Consider the following 24301-nt stretch of genomic DNA (forward strand, 5'->3'; position numbering starts at 1 on the left):
GTCACCTTTTTTCTATAACCTCCCGGATTTTTTTGAGCATGGCTGACCTGGAAAGGGGCTTTGCCAGTAGTCCATTTATTCCGAGCTGCTTTGCTGTTTCATTGTCTATTCTTTCACTGAATCCTGTACAGATGATTATCGGAATATCAGGTCTTACGGATTTAAGCTCAACAGCAAGCTCATCCCCGGCCATACCGGGCATGGCCATATCCGAGATGACCAGATCAAACGACCGGTGATCGGTTTTGAAGGCTTCTAAAGCCTCGACGCTGCTTTGATGCGGTGTAACTTGATACCCCATTCTCTTAAGCATTTGCGAACCCAGTTTTAAAATCGGCATTTCATCATCAACCAGGAGAATATGCTCTTTTCCTCCAATAAGCTCTTCTGATCTGTCGGTTAATTCAACGCTGCCCGATTGCTTCATCAACGGCAGATAGACCTTAAAGGTTGTGCCTTTACCAATCTCACTATCAACTTTTATTGTCCCTTTGTGATCCTCGACAATGCCATACACCACTGAAAGTCCAAGGCCGGTTCCTTTTCCCTGTTCTTTTGTTGTAAAGTATGGTTCGAAAATTTTGTTGATCAGCTCTTGGGGCATTCCGTGTCCATTATCTGAAATGGATAAAAGCGCATAGGTCCCGGCGTTAATCTCAATTCCTTCCGGGCTTGAGGATCCTATCGTGACTTGTTTTAAAGCAACAGATACCCTCCCTCCTTTTTCCGACACAGCATGATAGGCATTGGTAATGATATTCATGCCCACTTGATGGATCTGGGTTGGGTCGGCCATAACCATGCCGCAGTCCTGCTGGATATCTTGCTCAATATCAATATAGGCGGGAATGGACGATCTGGAGAGCTTCAGAACTTCTTTCAGGATATTCTGAATTCGGGTGGGGATCATTTTATGTTCGGACTGCCTGCTGAACGCAAGAATCTGTTTCACCAACTCGCTGCCCCTTTTTCCCGCTTTAAGGATTTCCTCTACGTTTTCTCTTAAAACACTGCCTGGCTGCAGGTCTTCGAGAAGCAATTCCGACATGCCGACAATGGGAAATAAAATATTATTAAAATCATGGGCAATGCCGCCGGCAAGGCTCCCGATGGATTCCATCTTGTGGGCCTGGTTCAATGCGGTCTCCAGTCTTATTCTTTCCTGCATCGCTTTTTTAAGGGCTTTTTCTGCTTTTTTGCGCTCAGTAATATCCATATGTGTGCCAACAAGTCTTACCGCTCTCCCGTTTTCGTCGAAAACGGCATTTGCACGACTTAAAATATCGACCCAGTGCCCCTTTTTGTGCTTCATTTTAAATTCGATTTCAAAACGATCCCTCTGTCTTTTGATCAGTTCGTTTTGCATTTTCCGGATTCGTTTTAAATCCTCCGGGGACGTTAATTGTTCCCAGATGGAAAGTTCATTGGGCAGTTCATGGTCTTCATAACCAAGCAGGCGCTTCCAGACCGGAGAGTGGTAGATCTCTTTGGTTTCCAAATTCCAATCAAACAGGCCGTCATTGGCAAATTCCATTGCAAGGGCAGATCTTTCCTGACTTTCGGCCAGCTTTGTATTAGCCCGCGATAATTCTCTGGTTTTCACGGCGACCTGCCTTCGCAAAAGCCAGACTATCAGAAACGATCCCAGGACCAGGATCGGTATCAGAATATAAGCAAGGTATCTTAATATGTCCGAAAAAGAGGCTTTGGGTTTTGGTAATATCGGCCCAAACCACTTGTTATAAAGTGCTTCATAGGTTCCGTTGGCGATGGTTATTGTCAGCCCTTCATTCAGCAGTTCCAACAAATCCCTGTTTCCCTCATGAACAGCAATGCAAAATTTTTGTTCAAACCCGGATATGGGTTTAGCCGCAGGCTTAAGGCTTTGCTCCCTGATCCTTTCAATATCTATCACATTGTCGATATTGAGTTTTCGAAGGATCTGGTATCCCACCAGTTGCTGGATCATAACGGCATCGTGCTTTCCCGAAGATAATAACCGCATTGCATCTTCAAAGGTTTCTGTCAGCATTAACCGGGTTGTCAAGCTGTTTTTAACCGCATATTCGTGTGCCGTATCTCCCTCCATGACAAGGACTTCCTTGTTTTTCAAATCAGCCTCTTTATGGATGGAAGTCTCTTCCTTACGGACAAAAATTGTACCATGCATTCTCAGGTATGGTGCGGTAAAGTCAAACACCTCATCCCGTTCTTTAGAATACGAAACAAGGGGGAGTACATCGAGCTTGCCGTCAATAAGGTCCTGTTTGATTTCATGCCACGGTCCGACCTTAAATTTCACTTCCAGGCCAACGGCTTTTGTGACTTCGTTTAACAACTGGACGGAAAAACCATCTGCTGAGCCATCCGGTTTTATGATGGAAAAAGGCGGATAATTCAATTCGCTTGCAGATTGAAGAAGAACTGTGTTGTTCCTATAAAAATTGCCCTGTTGAGTTGCCTGGCTTGTCAATGCGTTTAACACAATGATCAGGTTCAAGGCCGCGATGTAAATCAAATTGAGGGATGTTTTTTTCATAAACCCAAATTATCGACAGAACCATTGGCAATGGCCGTCAGTTCTTTTACGAACTCTTTCATTTGCTCTGATTGTGAACTCAGTTCCTGTGACGCGCTTGCGGACTCTTCAGCGCTGGCTGCGTTCTGCTGAACGACTTTATCCATTTGTGCAACAGCAATATTGACCTGTTCTACACCCTGGGCCTGTTCATCAGATGCCCCTGCAATTTTTTCTACAAGATTTTGCACTTTTCCCGTACTTTGGCTTACTTCCTTGAATGTAGCATTGGTCCGTGTGGCAATCTCACTGCCGGTTTTTACTTTTTCAATGGTTTCCCGGATCATTTGGGCCGTATTTTTTGCGGCCTCTGCGGCTCTCATGGCAAGAGTCCTGACCTCGTCCGCAACCACGGCAAACCCGGCACCCGCCTCTCCGGCCCGGGCAGCCTCAACTGCAGCATTCAATGCCAAAAGGTTGGTCTGGAACGCAATTTCATCAATTGTTTTGATAATTTTAGAAATTTTTTGGCTTGCATTATTGATTTCATCCATGGATTGCGTCAGCTCGTCCATTGCCTGATCTGCTTTTTCAATAACATGGCTGGTCTGCGCCATTAAACGATTGGCTTCTTTTGAATTCTCAGCATTACTTTTGGTCATAGAAGAAATCTCTTCCAGGGAAGCTGACGTCTCTTCAATTGATGCTGCTTGTTCGGTTGCCCCTTCTGCAAGGGAGATACTGGCCTCGGACACCTGACAGGAAGCATCGGATACCTGGTTTGAACTATCATCCAAAGTTTTTATAACACAATCAAGGGGGACGGTAACCCCCCTTACAATGAACCACACTGGTGTGGCGATGCCCAGAAGAAGAATCAGGCAAAGGATTGCTGTGCCCCATTTAAGATTGGATAGACTCTTAAATGATGTAGATGCATCATTTAAATAGACAAGGACCCCGATTTGCTGACCGTTGAAGCTTTTCAAGGGGACAGCCGCCACCATATAGTTACCTGATCGCTCCTTGTGGACAGACGTTTTGCCTGATATCAGGATGTCAGATGAGACCACTTTATCCGTAATCTCTTTGCGGGTTGAACTGACAAAAACAAAATCATTGCCTATAATCGGATTTTTTTCCGGGTTCTGCAGCCGGGTGGCAATGGGTAAGAATTCTTTGTTCATATAAACAGCAATAAGCTCATTTTTATTGGATACACTGTATTTAACAAGGGGATCAAATGTCGAGAGGACCTCCACAGAACCTAAGTACTTATTGTCATCTGAAAAAATTGGTGCAAGCCCTCTGATGGCAAATCCACCTCTTCCTATCTCAATGCCTTTGATCACCTTGTGGCCGCCTTGACTGATTGTAAGGATGGTATCCCTAAAAGACCTAAGATCATCACTGCTTTTCTGGTTGGGTTTCCAAAGCCGTAAAAGGCTTCGCGCTGGTGGAAGATGAAAATGGATTCTGAAACTGCCGGATTTTAATGCCTCTTTATACCCTTGTTCCAATGATGCGAAAAACGACCTCAGCGATTTTCTCGCCTTTTCCATTTCCGGATCGTTTTCATTTGATATATCTCCTGAATAGGCAATGCCATATGCATGCTGGACGGCATCCGCCCTGCTGAAAAGTGATGCCAGGGAGAGCATTTTACCTGATATCCTGTTAATGCTGGTATTAATATCCGAAACTTTTGACGAGATGGTGGTGTCAAGGTTGGTGTAGATCATTTTTTCAACTACGGAATTACCTAAAATAAAGAGGATGATTGAAAAAATGGCGATAATACTGATAACGGGGAATAATATTCGGGTACCGAGTTTATATTTTTTTAGCATGGCTATTTCCCTTTTTTTGTAGGCCAACGTTATTTATTAATTAAAAAAACAATTTTATAATGGGCGATACACGAAGAATCTCCATGTAGCTAAAAATTTAAATTATATAATGGTAATAATATGTTATGGCTCGATCAGATGCTTGTATAATAGCGAAAAACTTTAGGTTATTATAGCATAATATGAATTTTGGGCACAATTATTTGTTCCTGTCATTGCGAATTTTTCGCAAATCCCGCCAGGTAAGTCTGCTTTGACCTTGCGGGTAACGGGATTGGCTGAAGATGTCAAAAACAGTGATCGGGCAATGACGGGTATTGCCTCCGCCGTGGAAGAACAAAACGTTTCCACCCGGGAAATTTCCCAAAGCATTCATAAATATGGGGTAGGTTTTTAATGGGAATTAAGAGGATGGCACAAAAATTGTATTGAAAATATGTATGATTAACACCCCAATCATAAGGAGAGAATCATGACGAAAAAGGAAACAAAGAAACACAGAATTAAAGGCATTTGCCCACAGTGCGGCTGCAGCCATTTATCAACAATGACAGAAGAAGAGATCAAAGAGAAATTTCCTGATCTTGAGAATGCTACATTGGAATGTTCAGAGTGCCTGGCCACCGTGGAATTGGGTTTCGAAGAAATTGATTAAAAATTAGGGAACCATTCGGTTTTTCAAGAAATTAAATCCCACCCTTGACATTTTTTGGGGAAAGGCGTCATAAAGACACTCTATGGCCGTTTCCCCAATTTTTATTTAGCCGTCGGTTGGACTTTTTACGGGTTCATCAATTTTGGAATTCAATGATAAAAAAAAAGCTTCACATCAACCTGGCCTCGCTTGTTTTCGTTTTCCTGATTTTCATCGGGGCTGTGCCTATTCTCATCTTTTTTCTTTTAACACAGCAAAAAGTGGTTGCTGAGTTGACGGCTCTTGAAGAGGAACAGCAACTCAACCATTTTCAAAATGATTTAGACCAGCTCAAATCCAAGATTAAATCCTATGAAAATATGATTGGGTTTGTATCTCAACTGCCGGCTGCCCTTGAAATCCTTGATCATGGAAGCAGCCTGTCTGGCGCCATTGATAAAACTATTGCCCGGCAAAGATACCAGGGCGTCTTGTCCAGGGCATTCCGGATGTATAACGAGGTTATTAATATACACATATTAGATATGGATCTCCAAGTCAGATTTTCTCTGATAAAAGATCCCGACACCCGGCAATACCGGTATGCGACTGTAAAAAAATTTGATGTAATGCCTTCCTTGCTTGAGCAGACGGCCAGGATGTCCGAAAAAGATTTTTATCTGAGCCCTTTGATAGCGCAAAACAGGGATGATGGAAACGGCCATAAACTTATTTTTCGGATTTTAACGCCTATTTTTTTTAAAGGGAAAAAAGTCGGTATTTTCTGCAGCGATATTGATATCAATATCCTGACTGCCACCGGTCATGAAATTCACTGGGTCTGCGGAAACGGGGAATATCTGTCTTTACAGAAAATTCGGAAAAACGGATTTGATACTTTTCCGAAACTGGAAGCACTGTTTCAGAAAGGCGAACCGGGGATCTGGAAAGAAGGCCCGACCCATATGGTGTGGGTGCCTGTGTTCAAAGGCGGTAATTGCCCCCTTTTCCTTTGGGCTGGAAAAGAGATCACGCTTCATATCGTTCAAACCACCATCCACAATATTATGATGAACGCTTTGAAGGTGTTCCTGGCGCTTCTGCTAGTGCTGTCGCTCATTTCGCTGGTATTTGCACGGGGGGTTAAAACATATTCAGCCCAATTTCTGGGCAAACTGAAACAGTCCATCATTCAAAAGCAGAATACCTTTCCCGGCGCAAAGGGATGGATACGGGAATTTCATGCATTTTTCGAAAACCTGTCCTTGATTTTGGAACAAAATAAAAAGCTGGAAAGCGAACGTCAGCAGACACTTTATTTATTGGAGCAAAAAGAGACGCAGCTTCTTGATGCGAATAGGCGGCTTGAGGAGATGGCCTCCCTGGATGCCCTGACAGGAATACCCAACCGCAGGATTTTTGATGACTACATCAAAAAGATATGGGGACTTCAGGCAAGAAGCAAAAATGAGCTATCCGTGATATTCTGTGACATAGATTATTTTAAGAAATATAATGATATATATGGACATCCGTCCGGAGACAAGTGTCTTAAGCTGATCGCTAAGTGTCTGGAATCAACTGTTAAACGGTCTGGGGATCTCATTGCCCGGTACGGTGGAGAGGAGTTTCTCGTAGTTCTGGCGGAAACAAAATCAGAAAATGCCCTGTTCGTTGCCCAGAGCCTGCGGGATGCTGTTGAGCAGCTTCGACTTCCCCATTCAGGCTCTCTTGTCTCAAACCATGTCACACTGAGTATCGGGGTTGCATCGGCAATACCCAATACTAAAGTGTCCCACGAAGTTTTGATAAAACATGCTGATATGGCCTTATATCAGGCCAAAGAAGAGGGTCGAAACAGAATTGTCATGTATCATAACTTGTCTCAAAGCCGGTAATAATTGCACGCAAAAAAAGACAAATTCTCTCTGTGTATCAGGTGGTTCGCGTCGTTAAAAGCTGCTCAATATCTTTTGTTATTTTTTCTGGCCTGGTGATTGGTGCATATCTTTTTACCGGGTTGCCCGAAGAGTCAATGAGGAATTTAGTGAAATTCCATTTAATAGCCTTCCCGGCGAATCCGGATTGCTTCCCTTTTAAAAAACGGAACAACGGATGGGCATTTTTGCCGTTCACATCTACCTTCTGGAACATGGGAAAGGTGACACCGTAATTGATGGCGCATACCTGCCGGATCTCTGCCTTTGATCCCGGTTCCTGACCGGCAAACTGGTTACATGGAAATCCCAGTACATAGAACCCTTTGTCATGGTAAGTCTCATACAGGGTTTGCAACCCTGTGAACTGGGGTGTAAATCCACATTTGCTTGCTGTGTTGACAACCAGTAAAACCTTTCCTCTAAAATCTGCCATGGAGATGGTTTTGCCTTGAAGCGTTGTCAGGGCGATGTCATAAATATCCATACAAATCATTTTCCTTTTTGGTGACACGTTTTATATCATTGATTAACTTTTTTTGGCCAATTCTTTTGCCTTGGCTTCAACCTCCACAGTAATGTCCATATTCAGCCGAATCTGATCATTATCGTTCCTTGGAAAATTTTAGATTAGCGTTCAAAATATGATGATTTTATCAAAGATCCACACGTGGTTCAAACCCTCACTCTTAAGTTTAGAACTTAAAATGATTCCTATTCATTTTCTGATTTGATTTTATGAGAGGGGGGTCTTACTTTATATGAACAAAAGAAAGATAGTTTCGGCAAACACACCAATGTCGATACTATCTTTTATTATGATTAAGATAAACGGAGATGACAGCATGAAGAAAATTGGAATAATCGTTGGCAGCCTGAGAAAAGAGTCTTTTAATCGCTCTGTGGCAAAATATCTGGCCTCAGTCGCTCCGGAAAGCTATTCGATCAGCTTTCCCGATATCGGCAATTTGGAACTTTACAACCAGGACCTGGATGATACGCCCACCGATGCCTGGGTTAAATTTAGAGATGAAATCAAAGCATTGGACGCCTTTTTATTTGTTACACCTGAGTATAACAGATCCATTCCAGGCGTTTTGAAAAATGCCCTTGACGTTGGATCGAGACCTTATGGACAAAGCGTCTGGACCGGAAAGCCGGGAGGCATCATTAGTGTCTCCCCGGGTGCTGTCGGTGGGTTTGGTGCCACCCACCACCTGAGACAAGTACTCTCGTTTCTAAATGTTTATACAATGCAGCAGCCAGAAGCCTATGTGGGAAACATTACAGAGGCGTTGGATGATGCGGGGCAGGTTGTTGCAGAAAGAACCCAAACCTTTCTGAAGCAATATATGGATGGTTTTGTTCAGTGGATCGAACGGTTTTAATTTTTAAAAAAATGATTTTTTGAAGCATGGCGGCAAAAATAGAAGGGATGCTGGATGCCTTGTAAAAAGGGCTTTGGGTTACCAATAACCAATCAATCATCAGATATCATTAAGGGTGCTTTCCGGTAAAAGCTGTTTCCGGCAAACACCCTTGACATCTATGTAATGGTCGTTGACAAATCAGCCACACGCCTACTCAGCTGCAGTTGTGGTGCCCGGCAGCAGTTGGGGTTGGCGTTGCCCCAATTCCTGGTCCAAAAGATACATTCCCTGGGCGGAATCCTTAACCCGCTTAATTTTTCCCAACACCATTCCCACACTTTCTTCTTCTTCCACTTGTTCGGTCACAAACCATTGCAAAAAGATCTGGGTGGCATGGTCTTTTTGGTCAATGGCAATCTCCATGAGATCATTAATCATGGCAGACACCTTTTGTTCGTGGGCCAGTGTATCTTCAAAAACCGCAAGGGGAGTCTCCCATTCGACCTGGGGAGCGTCAATGCCGGCCAGTTTAACACGTCCTCCCCTTTGGATGATAAAGTTATAGAATTTGGCGGCATGGGTCATCTCTTCCTGGGCCTGGGTTTCCAGCCAGGCGGCAAAGCCGTCCAGATCGTCAGCCTTGCACTGGGCAGCCATGGACACATAAAGATATGATGAATAAATTTCAGCATTAAGCTGTTTGTTCAGGGCATTTTCAACTTCAGGTACCAGCATTTTTATACCTCCATAGCTTTAGCAATACTATCAAAAAGTTTGTATTTATAAGTTTTCCGTTGTGTTGCCGTTAGAACCTCCTTATGTGTTGGGTAAAAATACATATGAGGGTTTTTTGCCTTGCATGTTCGGCACTCCATATAAGATGAGAGTTGCCCGGGAAATGTCAATTCTCTTTTTGTAAGAAAGATCTGTGTTATCTACACGGATTTTTCAATTTTTGTTGTGGGTTGTGCCTGGGTGTTTGATAGACCCGGTCGGCCCATGGCCGTTATTCAGGGCCAAGCAGCAGCAGCGGAATACTGATTTTTTGCTTAAGGGTTTTTGATACACTGCCGAACAGGATCTGACCGAATGTTGAATGGCCGTGGGTGGCCATGGCCACAAGGTCGTAGTGGCCGTCTTCAATTTCTTTGAGAATCTGTTCATCCGGTTCGCCGCTGCGCTGCAAGACTTCGGCATCAATGCCCCGGTCAACGAGTTCTTGGCATCTTTCGGCCAAAAATGTGTCTGCATTCCGGGTCAATGCCCGGTGTTCATCCAGGGTATGGGAATGAACCACGTGCAACAAAAAAACTTTGGACTGATTTTGCAAGGCAAGTCGTGCCACATGTTCAAGTATCCGGTCATCCACCGGTGAGCAGTCCATGGTAACCAGTATGTTTTTGTATATTTGCATGATATCAACCTCCTGTGACCGTGGTATAAAGCAGGTAAATATTTAAAATAATGACTATGGCTGAAATCACAATGGCCGCCGTAAATTCGATGGGTCCCGAGGCGAATTTGCCCATGCGTTTTTTATCCCTGCACAGCATCAAAAGCGGAATCAGGGTGAACGGCAGCTGGATGCTTAAGACCACCTGGCTGAAAATCAAGATTTTATAGGTGTCCATGGATAGAACGATAATTAAAAACGATGGGATGGCTGTGGCAAATACGGAAAATCGGTATAAAAGGGTTCTGGGGTCCTCGGGCTTTCCTAAGAATCCTGTGATGACATTAACCTCGGCCATGGATGATGTTACCGAAGACCCTACACCGGCAAATACCAGGGCCACGGCAAAAAGAAATCCCGCCAAAGGACCTGCCAGGGGCGTCAGGGTGGCAGATGCCTGTTCAATACTTGTGACCGCAGCCTGATTTTTTGCAAATACGGCTGCCGCCACAATGATCATGGACGAATTCACTACCCATCCCATGACCATGGCTGCCAGGGTGTCGACTTTTTCGTAATTAAGCTGGGACATTTTTTCATCTTCCGAGATCCCCCATTTACGGGAATGAATAACGTTGGAATGCAAAAAAATATTATGGGGCATCACCACCGCGCCTAAAATAGCCATGGCAACATAGATACTTTCCCGATCCAGATGGGGGATCACCGTGGCCGGAAGGGCTGCGGACCAGTCCGGTTTGACAATGTAAATTTCAATTAGATAGCAAAGGGCGATGATGGCCAAGAACCCCATAATAATGGTTTCAAGGCGGTGGTATCTCTGACTGACAATTAAAAAAGTTTCAAGGCCCACGGTCACAAGCGCCCCCATCCATAGAGGCATACCGAAAAGCAGATTGAACCCGATGGCGCCCCCCAGAAGTTCAGCCACATCCGTGGCAACGCAGGCAAGCACAATGGTCAGGCCCAGCATAGCTGAAACCGGCCTTGAAAATCGATCCCTGATATTAACGGCCAGGGATTTGCCTGTGGCAATCCCAAGTTTTGCCGCCATGTTCTGAATCACAATGAGCATAATCGTACTCAAGGTGATGACCCATAATAAAGAGTACCCGAACCTTGAGCCGCCTTCGATGTTCGTCGCCCAGTTGCCCGGATCAATAAATCCTACTGTCACAAGAAATCCGGGCCCCAGGAATCTAAGCAGGATTTTGAACCGGAACCTTTCCAGAATATTTAGCATATATGCTCCTTCCTTATTTTTTTATATGAAGGTTTCCAGCAAGTAGATGGATTCTTTCTATTTTTGTTGTGGGCCGAAGCCTGGGTGTAGATAGACCAGGGACGGCCCGTGGCCGTTATAAGAAAGTCTTTGTAGGCCAAACAGATCTTTCAACATTCGTTGTAGGCTAAGCCTGGGTGTTGATAAGCCAGGTTGGCCCATGGCTGTTAGAAGGTATCTGAAAAGGCTTTGACCTCGGGGTGGTCACTTAAAAAGCGGTACAGGGTTGCTCTGCCTACACCTAACACACGGGCGGCTTTGGATTTGTTACCTCCGGTTTTGACCAGGGCGGCTTGGACATTTTCCTGATTAAGCTTGCCCCGGGTGGATGGCACTGCAGGTCCTGAGGGCTCATTTGACTCTGCAGGCCGCATGGGCGGCTTGTTGGCTGTAAAGGGAAGATCTGTGGGCAGAATCACGCTGCCCCTGGACCGGACCACGGAAAACTGGATCACATTTTTTAGTTCCCTGACGTTGCCGGGCCAGTGGTAGTCCATCATTTCCCTGATGGTGTCAGGGGCAAGTTCCGGTACGGCTTTTTGGTTTTCTTTTTCCGCTTCCCGCAGAAAATGTTCGGCTAAAAGCGGGATATCGTTTTTTCTTTCCCGCAGGGGAGGCAGGTGGATGGGAATGACGTTGAGCCGGTAGTAAAGGTCTTCCCTGAAACGCTCTTGCCGGACCTCTTCTGCCAGATCCTTGTTGGTGGCTGAGATAATTCTGACATCCACGCTGACCTTTTTTTCTCCGCCTACTTTTTCAAAGGATCCCTCCTGGAGGAATCGTAAAAGTTTTACTTGGGTTTTCAACGGTAGTTCCGCCACTTCGTCAAGGAACAAGGTGCCTTTATGGGCCAGTTCAAACCGGCCTTTACGTTCCTTAACCGCCCCTGAGAATGCGCCTTTGACGTGACCGAACAGCTCGCTTTCCACAATGCCTTCGGGGATGGCCCCGCAGTTAACCGGGACAAAACTGCCGTTGCCGTAAGACGAGATGTCATGGATGGCATAGGCTACCCGTTCTTTGCCTGTACCGGTTTCACCGGATACGTGAACCGGGTAGTTGTACAGGGCCACATCCCGGATCTGCCGGAAAATGTCCTGCATGGCTTTGTCCTTTCCGATGATGCCGGCAAAATTGGAAAGATCTTCGGCTTTCAGGGACAGACGTATGGAATCTGTCATATCCCGGAACGAGGCCACCACCCCCCGGATTTTACTTTCATGGTCCTGGATGCAGTAAACGGTCATTTCCAGATGACGGGTTTCCCCTGTTTTGGTGACTATGGTAATCGGGTATTCTTTGGTTCCACCGGAAAGTTTCGGGGAATCTTCGCAAAAGGAACATTTTGAGCCGCAGAACGGCGCCTGGAAGACTTCGTGGCAGTCTTTGCCCAGGACTTCTTTTTTACTATAGCCGGTAATTTTTTCTGCTTCCTTATTAAAAACAGTGATGATTCGCTCCGTGGTATGTGCCATGACGCCAACTTTAAGATTGTCCACCACGAGGTTGAGATTGTGCAGATCCAGCAGAGAATGTGTAAATTTTTCCATTTTTGATTTCCAGGCAACGCGCTTTCAGTAATCGATATCAAACTGTTTTTGAATCGGTCTCTTAAATGGCACATTTGTGTATCAGGTGCAATGTTTTTTTGCTTCTGTAAAAAGAAAAATGGTGGATATGGGATGATGTATGGAAAAAAGGATAAAGGCGTTTGGAATAAACATCCTGTATTTGCTTTACAGAACATTTTATAAAGCCCTAAATTATGGTAAAATTTTTTTATTCCCCGGTTCTGTTTTTAAATGATTTAATGCGCTCGGATTTTTTAATTTTCGTTGTGCGCAGAACCACGGTAAAAAAATCAGGTCGGCCTCCATGGCCGTTATTTAAAAAGTAGTTTCTTGGGTGGGAAAAGGAGTCTATATGCCTGAAAATAAGTATTTTAAAGCCCTTGATGCGTTATCCATACTGATTGTTGATGATATGAAAAGTATGCGGCTCACCATTCGGAAAATGCTTCAGAATCTTAATATCGGCAGCAAACTCAGGTTTGCCGAAAATGGAAAAGAGGGATTGGAAGTTCTCAATGAAGGTACGTTTGATCTTGCCGTTATTGACTGGAATATGCCGGTTATGAACGGGATTGCAATGCTGGAAAACATCAGGAAGAATCCTGAGCTTAGGGACCTGCCGGTGATCATGGTGACAGCCGAGGCTGAGCGGGATATTGTTTCTGAGGTGGCTGAATCTGAAATTGACGGTTATTTGCTCAAACCCTTGACGCTGGAGGCACTGGATAAAAAAATCAAGGCTGTCATCGACCGGGTGCACAATCCTGATCCGTTCACACTTCACCGGAATAAGGCCAGGGAGCTTGAGGAGCAAGGGTTGTTTAAAGAGGCGATCGAAGAGGTTAAAAAAGCACTGGCTCATAAACCGTCCGCTTCTCGTATGCTGCGCCGGATGGGACTGCTTCATTTTAAAATCTGCAAAAATACTATTGCTGAGAAGTGTCTTCTCAAAGCCGTTGCGGTGAATGATCAGGATACCATTTCAAGGGTTTACCTGGCAGATTACCATCTGAAGAAAAATGAGTTGGAAAAAGCGGGTGTTCATTACTTGAAAATTCTTTCTTTGAGTACACGTTATAATGATAAAGCCATTGGCATCGGGGCAAGGCTTCTAAAGGCCGGGTTTCGAAAGCCGGCCCTGGATATTTTTTCACAGGTGATCGAACGATCGAGAAAAACCAATGCGGTTCGCAATCAGGTCATCGACATCTGCATGGGCCATGGAGAAGTTGACTTCCCGCAGTCTCTGATAGAGCAGGCGATTCAAGAAAACCCTGCCAATTACAATATAGTATATAAGGCCGGTGTGATTTTCCTTGAATCGGGGGACAGGGACAAAGCCATGGCGCACTTCATAAACGTAGACAGGCATGTGAGGGGACATCTGGATGCCAAACTCCAGATCGCCAGAATCCTTTCTGCGAATAAAAGGGTGCTCCAGGCAGACGATTATTTGAATCAGATTCTTAGATTGGATCCGGGACATAAAGAGGCTATTGAACTGCGAAAGAAAATTTAGAAATATATTTTTTAAATTTAAATGACATTGATTAGGTGGAATACGGGTTTGGAAAATCGAAGTATTGATATTAAAGAACAGAATTTGCTCAGACTGGCCCTCAAGTGCCGGTTAATCTCCTCAGAGCAGGAAAAAAAAATTTTATCATACTATATTGGACAAAAAGAACAGCATCCGGATATTTCCATGGTCCGGATTTTCAAAGATCATGATTTCCTTTCAGATGAACAGATCAGTTTTTTGTTCGCGGTAAAAAATCATCTACAGATGAAGATGCTGGACAAGCGGTTTGGTGAACTGGGCATTGCCAATAAATTTATTGAGCCGGAAAATGTAAAAAAGGCCCTTAAGCAGCAGAATGAAATTTTTAAGAAGACCCGGGAGAGCGTATTGATCGGCGATATTCTGCTTGAGAAGAATGAGATTTCAAAGGCCAATAAAGCCGCGATTCTTCTAACCCAGGACCGTATTGAGGACGAATTCCTGGCCGCGTCATTTAATGACATCGCCTCTACCGAGATGGAGCGGCTTAATATCAACATGCGATTCGGGGCGATTGCCGTCAAAAAAGGCCTTGTCTCCCTGGCCCAACTGAATCAGGCATTGAAAATTCAAAAAGCCCAAAACGACAAGATGCGGGAAAAAGTTTATCTGGGACAAATCCTCCAAGAACAGTTCGGGTTGTCGGATGCAAATTTGACAAAGATCCTCAGAACACAAAAAGAGCTTGAAAAACAGCGTCTTGCCCTTGAAAAGGCCCTGAGCTTATACAACCGGGAAAACCAGCTTGGCAAAGGGCTGTCCCGGTTTTTTGGATATCGTTTTTCAAAAAATAAATTATCCGCCTTTATTACAGTCAAAAAAAACGTTCCTGAAAATCTGACGGTATCCGGCTTTCTTGCTTGGCTTAAAACCATCGGTATTACGTATGGCATCTGCGGTGAACAAGAGATTCAAAAAATTTTAAAAACAGCGGCTGTGGGAAATGAATTCAAAGTTGCCCAGGGCAAGGCACCGGTAAATCCTGTTGACGGCACCGCAGAAATTTTTTTTGATACTTCTCAAAAACCTACAAGCAAAGAAGATTCCAATCAGACCGCCCACGGATTTGTTAAAAAGGGTGATGTTTTGGCCAGAATTCTTCCGGCAAAGGCCGGCGTTGCAGGCAAGAATGTTTGCGGATTTACAATTGCCCCCCCTGAAGGGCAGATGGTCCATCTATCCACCGGTGCAGGTGTGACCAAGAAGGGCAATCTGTGTATTGCGGATATTGATGGTAGACCCACTCTGTTTAAAGGACGGACTTTGTTTGTCAAACATGCTGATTTTTCATATCCGACCCGCTACCTGTCCGGAAATATTTCAGGAGAGTTGGGAGAGGAATATCTGGACTGCAATCTCAAAGTGGAGGGAGATATCGGACCCGACGCACTGGTGCAGTGCCACGACATTGTGGTGGACGGTGATGTCCGGGGGCGGATACACGCCTCGGGGAAGGTTCAGATTCATGGCTGTGTTGAATATCGTATGGACCAGGCAGAAGAGATGCGCACGATCCGTTCGGATGATGAGATTTATATCAACAGAAAAATCGTCAATGCGGTGATTATGAGTTCCAAAAGATTAATAGCGCTTAATTCCGATCTTATCTCTTCAAAGGTATATGCATTTGACGAAATTATGCTGAAAAATGTTTATACCCAAGGGCATGCGCCTGCATTTCTGCAGGTAGGGAAAAATCCAAATCCTGAACTAAGGGCCATTAACGAGGCGGTTAAAATTAAAAAAAAACGTCTGCAAAAGTTACTTCATAAGACAGAACTGGGGGAGATTGAGCGTTGGTTTGATGGGAAAATCCAGATACAGAACAGTTACTTGGAACAGCAGGTCATCCTTCAACATCTTTTGAAGCAGATGGACAACAAGGCTGTTATGCAACTGCCGGGGGCTCAAAAGAGAGCTGCTGCCGTGCTCAAAGATCTTAAATCCGCGTCAGAAAAAACAGATGCCGACCCCATGAATTGGCATGCGGCGGAATCTTTCCTATATGATTTTTTCACGGATTTGGAGAAAATCCGGCCGGATGCCGGAAAAGCGCATTTGCTTAAAATTATTGATATGAAATATCGCATGTATAAGGCATCGGTTAATACGACAAAGCGGTATAAGAATGAATACAAAGTTAGGAAAGAGCTGGTAATGAAGAAAGTAGGAAAAAATGCGGATGAGATAAAGCGGCTTCGTCTGGAGGTTGACGGACTTCTGGTAAAAAAAGATTATCTGAAGCTGAATAAGGCCGGCCGGGCCTCGTCGGCCAATGCCTTCATCCGGGTGAAAAATCAGGTGGGGGCCGGGACCCTGATAAAGGTCTGTGCGTCTACATTAGTGGTGGAGCCAACGGTCTATGGTGTTAAATTCAGCAAAAAACAAAAAAAGGATGGCCCTGGACCTGATATTATTATTGAAGGACTTTATGAATAGCAGTCATGGGCTGAATGGGTTATCAAGACCCGGATTCAGCCCACAACAAAAGTAGTTACAGAGAGTTTCTTATAAAAATAAATGTCTGGGAATCAGTGTGTTATTCCCATGCAATACAGTCTTTGGGGCAGTTTTTAACCGCCTCAAGAATATCTTCGTCATCCTCATAGCTGTCAAGGGGGCGTATGTCCACATAACCTGCGTCGTTAATTTCAAAGGCGTGGGGGGCCAGATCAATACAGACCCCGCATTCAATGCAGCAGCCAAGATCAATTACCGGTTTTTTTTGTACACTCATCAAATTGTTCCTTTGTCAATGGATTCAACCCACCAGCCTTTTAAAATATGCGCCTGTTTTTCTTTTTCCGCCAGATCAAGAATCTTGTATCCTGAATCCAGCAAAATGCCGTAAAGCACCCCGCACCCCGGGTCATCATGGTGTTCGTATCCGGTCTGAGCCAGTTCTATCATCTTATGGGCCAGGTCAATGGTGCGCGCGATGTTTATGTCACATTTTTTTTTCAGCATGGCAGATTCTCTTTAATCGTCTCACACCAGGGTAAATAAAGTTGGTGGTTATTCATTGCCGGCCAGGGCTCGTTCCGGGGTGCAGGCCCAGACCATATCAAATATCTGCGTAGGCATAAAATTCCACCCGGTGTAAATATCAATGGTTGTTTTGTCTGCCTGGATAAAATCGGGCAGAGCCATACAGTCTAAAACATGGGCATTGGACAGTGCCCTGACGGCATATCCGCGCTTTACAGGGTCTTTCGAAGAAAGATGGTCCTGGAGCTGTTCTTTGGTGACATCAGTGATATCTTCGGGTGTTGTCCCAAGATATGTACCAATACCCCACAAAACGCCGCGCTGGAGCATTGTATGTTCAATGTGGTTGCCCCTGTGATCCAGGTAGGAAAATAGGATGCTTTTAAATTCCCGTGCCAGGGCCGGGCTTTTGCTTAAAATTTCCCCCATGGCCTCTGGTGACCCCCAGCCGATGCCGCCTGATTCGTCATTCAAGTTCCACATGAGCCGTCTTAAAATTATTCTGGCTTTTTCCATGGAATTATCCGCAATCCTTGCAGCAAGCTCGCCCATGGCGGTGACGCTGCGAAACTTGATCAATTCATCCGTGTTATAAAAATAAGAGAACAGATGCCCGGTGAGCTGGGCATCCGGAATCTGCGCCAGTCTGTCCAGAGCCTGGCTGCGACTGCCGATGGAAAGGATTTCGCCCACCTGCTTTTTGGTCTTTCTGCCGTATGGTTTCATGGTTGTTCTCTTTCATGTATTTATTTTAGGGTGACTGTTTTTGGAATTTTCCTATGTAGCCGCCTTAGCTTTAGTAAAAGCACAAATTATGCCAGGTCGCTGTATACCGGTTTTTGGGGGTTATTCTACGAACTGCCTCAGAGCACTGAATTTGACCTTCAGTTCATGGATGTGTTTGTCATAATTGCTCATTTTGATGACGGACCGGGTGATCAGATAGCAGCCCAGAACAATCAATCCAAGGTTGAGAATTCCAAAGGGAATAACCAGATGCAGCACGTTGAAAATATTGTAATATTTTGAGGTCGCGATCAACAGTCCGATGACGGACAAAGGCAGGGCCAGAACCGCAATCCCGGTTCTCATGACAGCCAGGGATGTTCGCTTTTCGGCCAAAAGCAGTTGCACTTCGTTGATAACAATGGAATCAAATTTTTCCGAATTACCGGCGGTCTTACTTTGTTGTGTCAATGGTTTTCTCCATTCTTAGTTTGATTGTAGCTCTATTAAAGATTAATTAAACAAGATTCATTCCAGAACAATGGCCCTGCCCATTTTTTTGGGGAATCGGGAAAAAGAGTATAGTATCCCAATAAAATGATTTGCCAATGGATGTGTCAGGCGTTTTGAAAGTGCGGCCATGGCTTGTTTGTCTCAAAATTTGGCACACAAATGTGTCTCGATACAGGTGTGGCTATTGATTTCAGGGCCGGGAACAGGTATAGCACACATATGATGCAACCTCCCACTTGGGTATATGACTAATTTTCAGGAAAAAATATAACGATGAACCAGTTCTCCTTGTATTGTGCACCGACCTTTTTCATTGATTCGGATCATGAAAAGATCATTGCATTTTCATCCCTGCATGCAGGATCTTCGGATAACCCGGTGAAAAAGGCAGTAAACATTTTTTACGCTGTCAGGGATCAAATTCGCTATGATCCCTATGAGATTCCTAAAGACAAAGAGGGCTTTAAGGCAAGCCGGGTACTGACCCATGGCAAGGGATTCTGCGTGTCAAAGGCTGTGCTCTTGGCCGCCTGTCTCAGGGCCCAGTCCATACCGGCCCGTTTGGGATTTGCAGATGTAAAGAACCATTTGACAACGCCTAAGCTAAGGGCAAAGATGGGTACGGATCTTTTTGAATGGCACGGGTATACCGATATATTTCTGGGCGACAAATGGGTCAAGGCGACACCGACATTTAACTTGAGCCTGTGCCGGAATTTTGGCGTCCTGCCCCTGGAATTCGATGGACAAAAAGACAGTGTGTTTCACCCCTTTGATGCCAAAGGGCAGCGGCATATGGAATATGTTGAAGACCATGGGCATTTTGCGGATTTGCCCTGGGGCGGGATTATGGCTGCCTACCGGGCCTCCTATCCCCGTTTTTTTGAATCGGATCGGATTGCAGGCGATTTCCATGCCGAGGCAAAAGAACTGCGTAACCTTAAATCTTCCTGATTAAGCTTGGCAGGTCCATTATCAGCATTTGCCGGGCCCGGCTTTCAACACTTCGGCCGCATACTTGACCTGGGTCTGGTCCAGTAGCCGTCGGGCATATGTGCTTGCCAGGGAAAAACTTGTCTCCATGACCGCGGCCTGGACCGTGGGCAGAAATTTGGGGTCCACACTGAGGCTGGTGATACCCACGCCGATCAGAAAGGGGATGTGGTCAGGAGCATGGGCCATCTCTCCGCAAACGGATACATCAATGCCGTGATCCGCCGCTGCCGCTGCAATCCTTGCAATACCGCGGTTTACAGCAGGATGATAAGAAATATAGTGCTCAGCCACCAGTTTGTTGCCCCGGTCCGCACCCAGCATATACTGGATAAAGTCATTGGTGCCGATGGAAAAAAAATCCGCCAGCTCCGCAAATTCATCTATGGTGGCAAGCACCGAAGGCAGTTCAATCATCATGCCTATCTCAGGATCATTTTTGTGGGCCACCCCCTCCTGCTCCAGTTGACTGATACATTGCGCCATGACCTGTTTTGCCGCCAGAAATTCGTCAATGGAGGATATTAATGGAAACATCAGGCGAACCTTTTCCCTGCCATGGGCCGCCCTTAAAATGGCCTTGATTTGGGCACGGAAAATCTGGCGGTGCTTTAAAGAAAAGCGAATGGAGCGCAAACCTAAGGCCGGGTTGGCCTCCTGGATAAAATCAGTGTCTTTTATGACTTTGTCCCCGCCGGCATCCAGGGTGCGCACCGTGGTAACGGTTCCCGGTTCAGTCTTGTCAAACAACCCTTTATAAATGAGGTATTGTTCATCTTCCGAAGGAAACTCCGACCGGATCAGAAACGGAAATTCCGTACGGTAAAGGCCGATTCCTTCAGCTTTCAGTTCCCGTGCCAGGTGTATTTCGCTGAGCAGGTTGATATTGGCAAGCAATCGAATACGTCTGTTGTCAAGGGTGTAAGTGGCAGGCAGCATTTCCCGGGCCTTTGCCCGGTTCTCAGCCTCCTGTTTGCCTTGGAATATGGAGAGGGTGTTGTCGTCCGGATTGATGTAAATGTTGCCCTGGCCGGCATCCAGCAGCAACCGGGTGGTGTCGGGCAGATCTATAAAGACAGGATCATCGGCAATGATCAAAGGAATGGACAGGGATCGGGCAAGGATTGTGACATGGGAGGTTACGCCGCCGCCTACCAGGACAATGCCCCGGATGCCGTCTGCGGTGAGTTTCATCATGTCCGAGGGGTAAATGTCCTGGGTAACAAAGATCGTTCCCCTGTCAGGGGCTTTGGGCGTATGCACGGCCTTGAGATGGGACAAAAGACGTATGCCCAAGTCCTCAACATCCACGGCTTTTTCCTGCATATAGGCATTGGGATTGTCCGAAAAGACTTTTATGTATTTCAGGACGACCTGCTGGATGGCAGCCACAGGGGATATGCCCTGTTCTATCAGCGCTTTCATTTTTCCAGTGAAGTTTTTGTCCTTGAGCATCATGAAATGGGCCGTGAAGATCAACGATTCGCTTTCCGGAAGACTTGCGGCAAATTTATCCTGCAGCGCTTTTAACTCATCAATGGTTTTTTCCACGGCGGTTTGAAAATCAGCCAGGGAATAAGTTGCATTGGATGTGTCCGCCTCAAACAGGATGGCTTTGCGTTTTCTTCTCGAAGGCCGGATTGTGCCGAAGGCCAAGCCGTATCCGTCGGATTTGCCTTTGATATAGGTGGGGAATTTTTTTGAAATTGTGCCTTCATTTTCGTCTATATCTGTTGGGTCAGGTTCCAGGGCGATGAGCAGTCTTGCATTTTCAACGGCCCCGGCCAGCTGGGTGGCGGCCGTTCTCAATGCACGCTCATCAAGCAGGGTAAAGTGATCCATCTCCCGGTGCTGGACCACCAGAACGCCGATTTTCACCACCCCACGCCGGATAGGCACACAAAGAAAAGAATTAAAGGGGTCTTCTCCGGCATTGTCAAAATATTTGAATCCCGGGCTTATTCTTGCGTTTCCCACCCGCAGCACCTGGTCCTGGGAAAAGCATTGACCCACCAGGCCTTCTCCGGGCAGCATCCGGATCCGGTCAACGGCTTCGGGTTTCAGACCCCGGGTGGCTTTCAGAACCAGGTCTCTGGAGCGGGTGTCAAAAAGGTAGATGGAGCAGACATGGGCTTGGAGATGCTTGGCCACAAGTTCGCTGGCACCGGTTAGAAACGCTTCAATGTCTGATCCGCTGGTGATGATGGACGCAAGTTCCCCCATGTCGAACAGCAGGTTAAGATGGTCTGGTTTTTTTCTATTCATATTTTTTTAGTTGCTCTACAGGCCTTACACCTGCCTCCAATGCAATTTTATTTAGATGCCCGGCTCTAATTTAATTTGAAACAGTCCAAGATTCAACGAAAAAAGAGCGGCCCAAAATAGTTTGGGAGAACTGCTTTTAATCCTAACCTAATAAATGAATGGTAAAAAGTTGTTGGCTGATAAAAATTTATAATGAGCTGATACCAAGTCAATTATTATTCCGGATATTGAAACCAAGCGGGTGTTGCGCATTAGAATGCTTCAATATTTTTTAAACAAGGGGGGAGGGCTTACCTTTGAGTATCGTTGGAAATTTGCGGCTGCGTTATGTGTTTGGTTTAAGTGCCATTGCCATTCTGGTGACCACCTCGTTTTTTGCCATGCAGCATCTCATTTCAAAACAGCGCGATTTTTCCCAGCTGATTAATCTTGCCGGGCACCAGGCCGGCCTTACCAACCGCATTGCCTATTTTGCAAGCCTGATGGCTGCCACCAATGATGAAACCGAGTTCAACCAGGCTCGAAGCCAGGTGGGGCTGACCATCCATAAAATGCAGGCGGCCCACAAGGCCCTAAGGGAAGGCGATAGTGAAAACCGGATTCCCAAAGTGACCAATGACGCTTTGGAAACCATTTACAAAGACCCTATGATGGGACTGGACTCTGCCTTACAACGGTTCCTGGAACGGGCCCGGCAGGTGTATGAAACGGATAACTGTGTCAGGGACACAGATACCGTGGCCCGCCTTGGCGGGGATGAATTTGTTGTGCTTCTGGAGTGTCTGGACAGTGATGAAGCAATAAGTAATGACAAAGCCATGGCTGTGGCCGAAAAAATCAGATCGGAACTGAACCGGCCCTATATTTTGGGAGATGACCGGCATGTGCACCATACCAGTGCCTCTGTTGGCGTGGCCATATTCCACGGCAGGGACCGGGATGCAATCGAGGTGCTCAAGCATGCTGATGTGGCCATGTACGAGGCTAAGGACCTGGGACGTAACCGCATCTGTTTTTATTCCAAGGCCCGCCAGGCCATTGTGGATACCCGAAGCGCCATGGCCCTAGATATGCAAATCGGCCTGGATAACGGCGAATTCTGCCTGTATCTCCAACCCCAGGTGTTGGCAAACGGTCTGCTGTGCGGGGCAGAGGCCCTGCTCAGATGGCAGCCCCGGGATAAATCGCCTGTCAGCCCGGAATTTTTTATCCCTGTGACCGAAAGTGCCGGCCTGATTCTGCCTTTGGGAGAATGGGTCCTCAAACAGGCTTGCACCATTGTCATGGATTTGGAAAAATATCAGTTACCCGAAAATTTTGCCCTGGCCGTCAATATCAGTGCCCTGCAGTTTGCAGAAGAAAAGTTTATTCAGACCGTTAAACGGGTGTTTCAGGAAACCGGTGCCACACCGTTCCGATTGAAATTTGAACTCACCGAAACCTGTCTTGTCCAGGATATGAACCGTGCCGGAATCGTTATGAAAGAGCTTCGCAGCATGGGGCTGCAGATTGAGCTGGATGATTTCGGAACCGGGTATTCTTCGTTGAACTCCATTAAAAATCTGCCCCTGACCGCCTTGAAGATAGATGCCTCCCTGATCCGCGGGATTGAGAAGGATGAGACCGGCAGAGCCATGGCCCGGGCCATGTCGCTGCAAACCATTGCCGAAGGCGTGGAAACCCAAAGCCAGATGGATTACCTGTCTGCAGAAGGCTGCGATATGATCCAGGGCTATCTTTTCGCTAAACCCATGCCCTATGAGGATTTTATCTCCTACCTTGGCCGGAAAGTAAAAACCGCCTGAACTGGATGGGCATACCCTTAAAAAACATTGTGTCCCAGGCCTGTGGCAACGGAACCCTAGTTTTTGCTTCCATGATCCAGGGCGTTGACGGGCCGGCCCCAAGGCAGTTTACTATGCCCGGGGCCGGCAGGTACTCAATTAATCAATTTGTACAAACTTGGATTGTTTGGCCGAACAGATCGGACATTTTTCCGGCGCGGCACCCAGTTCAATGTAACCGCAGACCGGACACAGGTAAAATTCGCTGACATCCAGATCTACACCGTTTTTAACGGCTTCCAGGGCCTTTGTGTAGAGGTTGGCATGCACTTCTTCGGCACCCAGGGCAAATTTAAACATGATTTTGGCTTTGTGGCCGTCCGCCACTGCCTGTTCCAGCATGGGCGGATACATGTTTGTGAACTCATCGGTTTCGCCGTCAATGGCGGCCTGGAGGTTCTCGGCGGTTGACGCGATCATGCCCAAGGCGCCCAAGTGCCCCTCGGCATGAATTCGTTCTGCTTCGGCAGTGGTTTTAAACAGTTTGGCAATATTTTTAAACCCGTCTTTTTCGGCTTTCTTGGCAAAAGCCCTGTATTTCTGGTTGGCCTGGCTCTCACCGGCAAACGCCTCTTTTGGCTACCGATTTAAGCCGGGACACTTTTTGTAACAGGTCATTCTTTTTTGATTAAAAACTGGACATTTGATTCCGTCTATTAAATAGAACTCTCACAGATATTAAAATAATAAGCTAATTGTGGAGTTCTGATATTTCATTACGATTACGAAGTCAAAAAGTTGTTTCTTTTTTCGAGTGCAGTCCGGTCAAAGTTTCTCTAAGAAAACTTGCTAAATGTGTAAAGATATCAAAGAGTAGCGCACATCGAATTGTTAT

The 24301-nt window shown here is 45.9% G+C and carries 20 protein-coding genes and 1 pseudogene; 7 read left to right on the plus strand and 14 right to left on the minus strand.

The features are described 5' to 3' along the window. Nucleotide 1: 1 nt before the first annotated feature. Together B147_RS30390 and B147_RS32930 are read right to left on the minus strand one after the other, a co-directional pair. On the minus strand, nt 2-2539 hold the full coding sequence (locus B147_RS30390; RefSeq protein ID WP_020588016.1) for a transporter substrate-binding domain-containing protein: 2538 nt from the start codon (nt 2537-2539) through the stop codon (nt 2-4). Beyond that, a complete protein-coding gene (locus tag B147_RS32930) occupies nt 2536-4368 on the minus strand; it encodes a methyl-accepting chemotaxis protein (protein WP_020588017.1) in 1833 nt (610 codons plus the stop codon). The genes B147_RS30390 and B147_RS32930 overlap by 4 nt, the downstream gene beginning before the upstream one ends. A 472-nt stretch (nt 4369-4840) precedes the next feature. Between B147_RS32930 and B147_RS0115010 the strand changes: the two genes are divergently transcribed. Then, the gene (locus B147_RS0115010) at nt 4841-5023 is read left to right on the plus strand and encodes a hypothetical protein (RefSeq protein WP_020588019.1); all 183 of its coding nucleotides are present in this window, start codon (nt 4841-4843) and stop codon (nt 5021-5023) included. Nucleotides 5024-5175: 152 nt separating this feature from the next. Then, nucleotides 5176-6900, plus strand: coding sequence for a GGDEF domain-containing protein (locus B147_RS30400; protein WP_020588020.1), 1725 nt, complete (start codon nt 5176-5178; stop codon nt 6898-6900). Between the two features lie 37 nt (nt 6901-6937). On the opposite strand, the gene B147_RS0115020 is transcribed toward B147_RS30400, so the two are convergent. After that, nucleotides 6938-7426: a glutathione peroxidase gene (locus B147_RS0115020; RefSeq protein ID WP_020588021.1), complete on the minus strand. Its 489-nt coding sequence runs from the start codon at nt 7424-7426 to the stop codon at nt 6938-6940. Nucleotides 7427-7784: 358 nt separating this feature from the next. On the opposite strand from B147_RS0115020, the gene B147_RS0115025 reads away from it, so the two are divergent. Then, complete coding sequence (locus B147_RS0115025) at nt 7785-8327, plus strand: NADPH-dependent FMN reductase (RefSeq protein WP_020588022.1); 543 nt, start codon at nt 7785-7787, stop codon at nt 8325-8327. 192 nt (nt 8328-8519) lie between these two features. On the opposite strand, the gene B147_RS0115030 is transcribed toward B147_RS0115025, so the two are convergent. From B147_RS0115030 to B147_RS0115045, 4 genes are all read right to left on the minus strand, one after another. Beyond that, entirely contained in the window at nt 8520-9044 is a 525-nt protein-coding gene (locus tag B147_RS0115030; RefSeq protein ID WP_020588023.1) for a ferritin, read from the minus strand. Between the two features lie 271 nt (nt 9045-9315). Beyond that, nucleotides 9316-9723, minus strand: a complete 408-nt coding sequence (locus tag B147_RS0115035) for a universal stress protein (RefSeq protein WP_020588024.1) — start codon at nt 9721-9723, stop codon at nt 9316-9318. Nucleotides 9724-9727: 4 nt separating this feature from the next. Continuing rightward, nucleotides 9728-10966, minus strand: coding sequence for an Nramp family divalent metal transporter (locus B147_RS0115040; protein WP_020588025.1), 1239 nt, complete (start codon nt 10964-10966; stop codon nt 9728-9730). Between the two features lie 206 nt (nt 10967-11172). Then, a complete protein-coding gene (locus tag B147_RS0115045) occupies nt 11173-12555 on the minus strand; it encodes a sigma-54 interaction domain-containing protein (RefSeq protein ID WP_020588026.1) in 1383 nt (460 codons plus the stop codon). A gap of 373 nt (nt 12556-12928) precedes the next feature. Here B147_RS0115045 and B147_RS30405 point away from each other — a divergent pair, with 373 nt between their 5' ends. Beyond that, the gene (locus B147_RS30405; protein ID WP_020588028.1) at nt 12929-14095 is read left to right on the plus strand and encodes a response regulator; all 1167 of its coding nucleotides are present in this window, start codon (nt 12929-12931) and stop codon (nt 14093-14095) included. 48 nt (nt 14096-14143) lie between these two features. Next, on the plus strand, nt 14144-16576 hold the full coding sequence (locus tag B147_RS0115060; protein ID WP_020588029.1) for a flagellar assembly protein A: 2433 nt from the start codon (nt 14144-14146) through the stop codon (nt 16574-16576). A gap of 100 nt (nt 16577-16676) precedes the next feature. Here the strand turns inward: B147_RS0115060 and B147_RS0115065 are convergent, their stop codons facing one another. The 4 genes from B147_RS0115065 to B147_RS0115080 all read right to left on the minus strand — a co-directional run bounded on the left by B147_RS0115065 (nt 16677) and on the right by B147_RS0115080 (nt 18322). Then, entirely contained in the window at nt 16677-16874 is a 198-nt protein-coding gene (locus B147_RS0115065; protein ID WP_020588030.1) for a ferredoxin, read from the minus strand. Next, a complete protein-coding gene (locus tag B147_RS0115070) occupies nt 16874-17104 on the minus strand; it encodes a hypothetical protein (protein ID WP_020588031.1) in 231 nt (76 codons plus the stop codon). The genes B147_RS0115065 and B147_RS0115070 overlap by 1 nt, the downstream gene beginning before the upstream one ends. A gap of 48 nt (nt 17105-17152) precedes the next feature. Further along, the gene (locus tag B147_RS0115075; RefSeq protein WP_020588032.1) at nt 17153-17851 is read right to left on the minus strand and encodes a DVU0298 family protein; all 699 of its coding nucleotides are present in this window, start codon (nt 17849-17851) and stop codon (nt 17153-17155) included. A 120-nt stretch (nt 17852-17971) separates the two neighbouring features. Beyond that, the gene (locus B147_RS0115080) at nt 17972-18322 is read right to left on the minus strand and encodes a hypothetical protein (protein ID WP_020588033.1); all 351 of its coding nucleotides are present in this window, start codon (nt 18320-18322) and stop codon (nt 17972-17974) included. A 315-nt stretch (nt 18323-18637) separates the two neighbouring features. Between B147_RS0115080 and B147_RS0115085 the strand changes: the two genes are divergently transcribed. After that, nucleotides 18638-19318 carry a transglutaminase-like domain-containing protein gene (locus B147_RS0115085; RefSeq protein ID WP_020588034.1) on the plus strand — a complete coding sequence of 227 codons (681 nt, stop codon included), beginning with the start codon at nt 18638-18640 and terminating at the stop codon, nt 19316-19318. Nucleotides 19319-19339: 21 nt separating this feature from the next. Here B147_RS0115085 and ptsP read toward each other — a convergent pair whose 3' ends face one another. After that, on the minus strand, nt 19340-21622 hold the full coding sequence (ptsP, locus tag B147_RS0115090) for a phosphoenolpyruvate--protein phosphotransferase (RefSeq protein ID WP_020588035.1): 2283 nt from the start codon (nt 21620-21622) through the stop codon (nt 19340-19342). A 296-nt stretch (nt 21623-21918) separates the two neighbouring features. Here ptsP and B147_RS0115095 point away from each other — a divergent pair, with 296 nt between their 5' ends. Next, nucleotides 21919-23427 carry an EAL domain-containing protein gene (locus B147_RS0115095; protein WP_245569025.1) on the plus strand — a complete coding sequence of 503 codons (1509 nt, stop codon included), beginning with the start codon at nt 21919-21921 and terminating at the stop codon, nt 23425-23427. A 138-nt stretch (nt 23428-23565) separates the two neighbouring features. Here the strand turns inward: B147_RS0115095 and B147_RS33335 are convergent, their stop codons facing one another. Together B147_RS33335 and B147_RS28570 are read right to left on the minus strand one after the other, a co-directional pair. Beyond that, entirely contained in the window at nt 23566-23736 is a 171-nt protein-coding gene (locus B147_RS33335; RefSeq protein WP_342662117.1) for a rubredoxin-like domain-containing protein, read from the minus strand. Beyond that, nucleotides 23722-24027, minus strand: a pseudogene (locus B147_RS28570) (rubrerythrin family protein); the annotation flags it as partial. The gene B147_RS33335 and the pseudogene B147_RS28570, both read right to left, overlap by 15 nt. Between the last annotated feature and the right edge of the window lie 274 nt (nt 24028-24301).

It is taken from the genome of Desulfobacter curvatus DSM 3379 (genome assembly GCF_000373985.1).
GTDB lineage: Bacteria > Desulfobacterota > Desulfobacteria > Desulfobacterales > Desulfobacteraceae > Desulfobacter > Desulfobacter curvatus.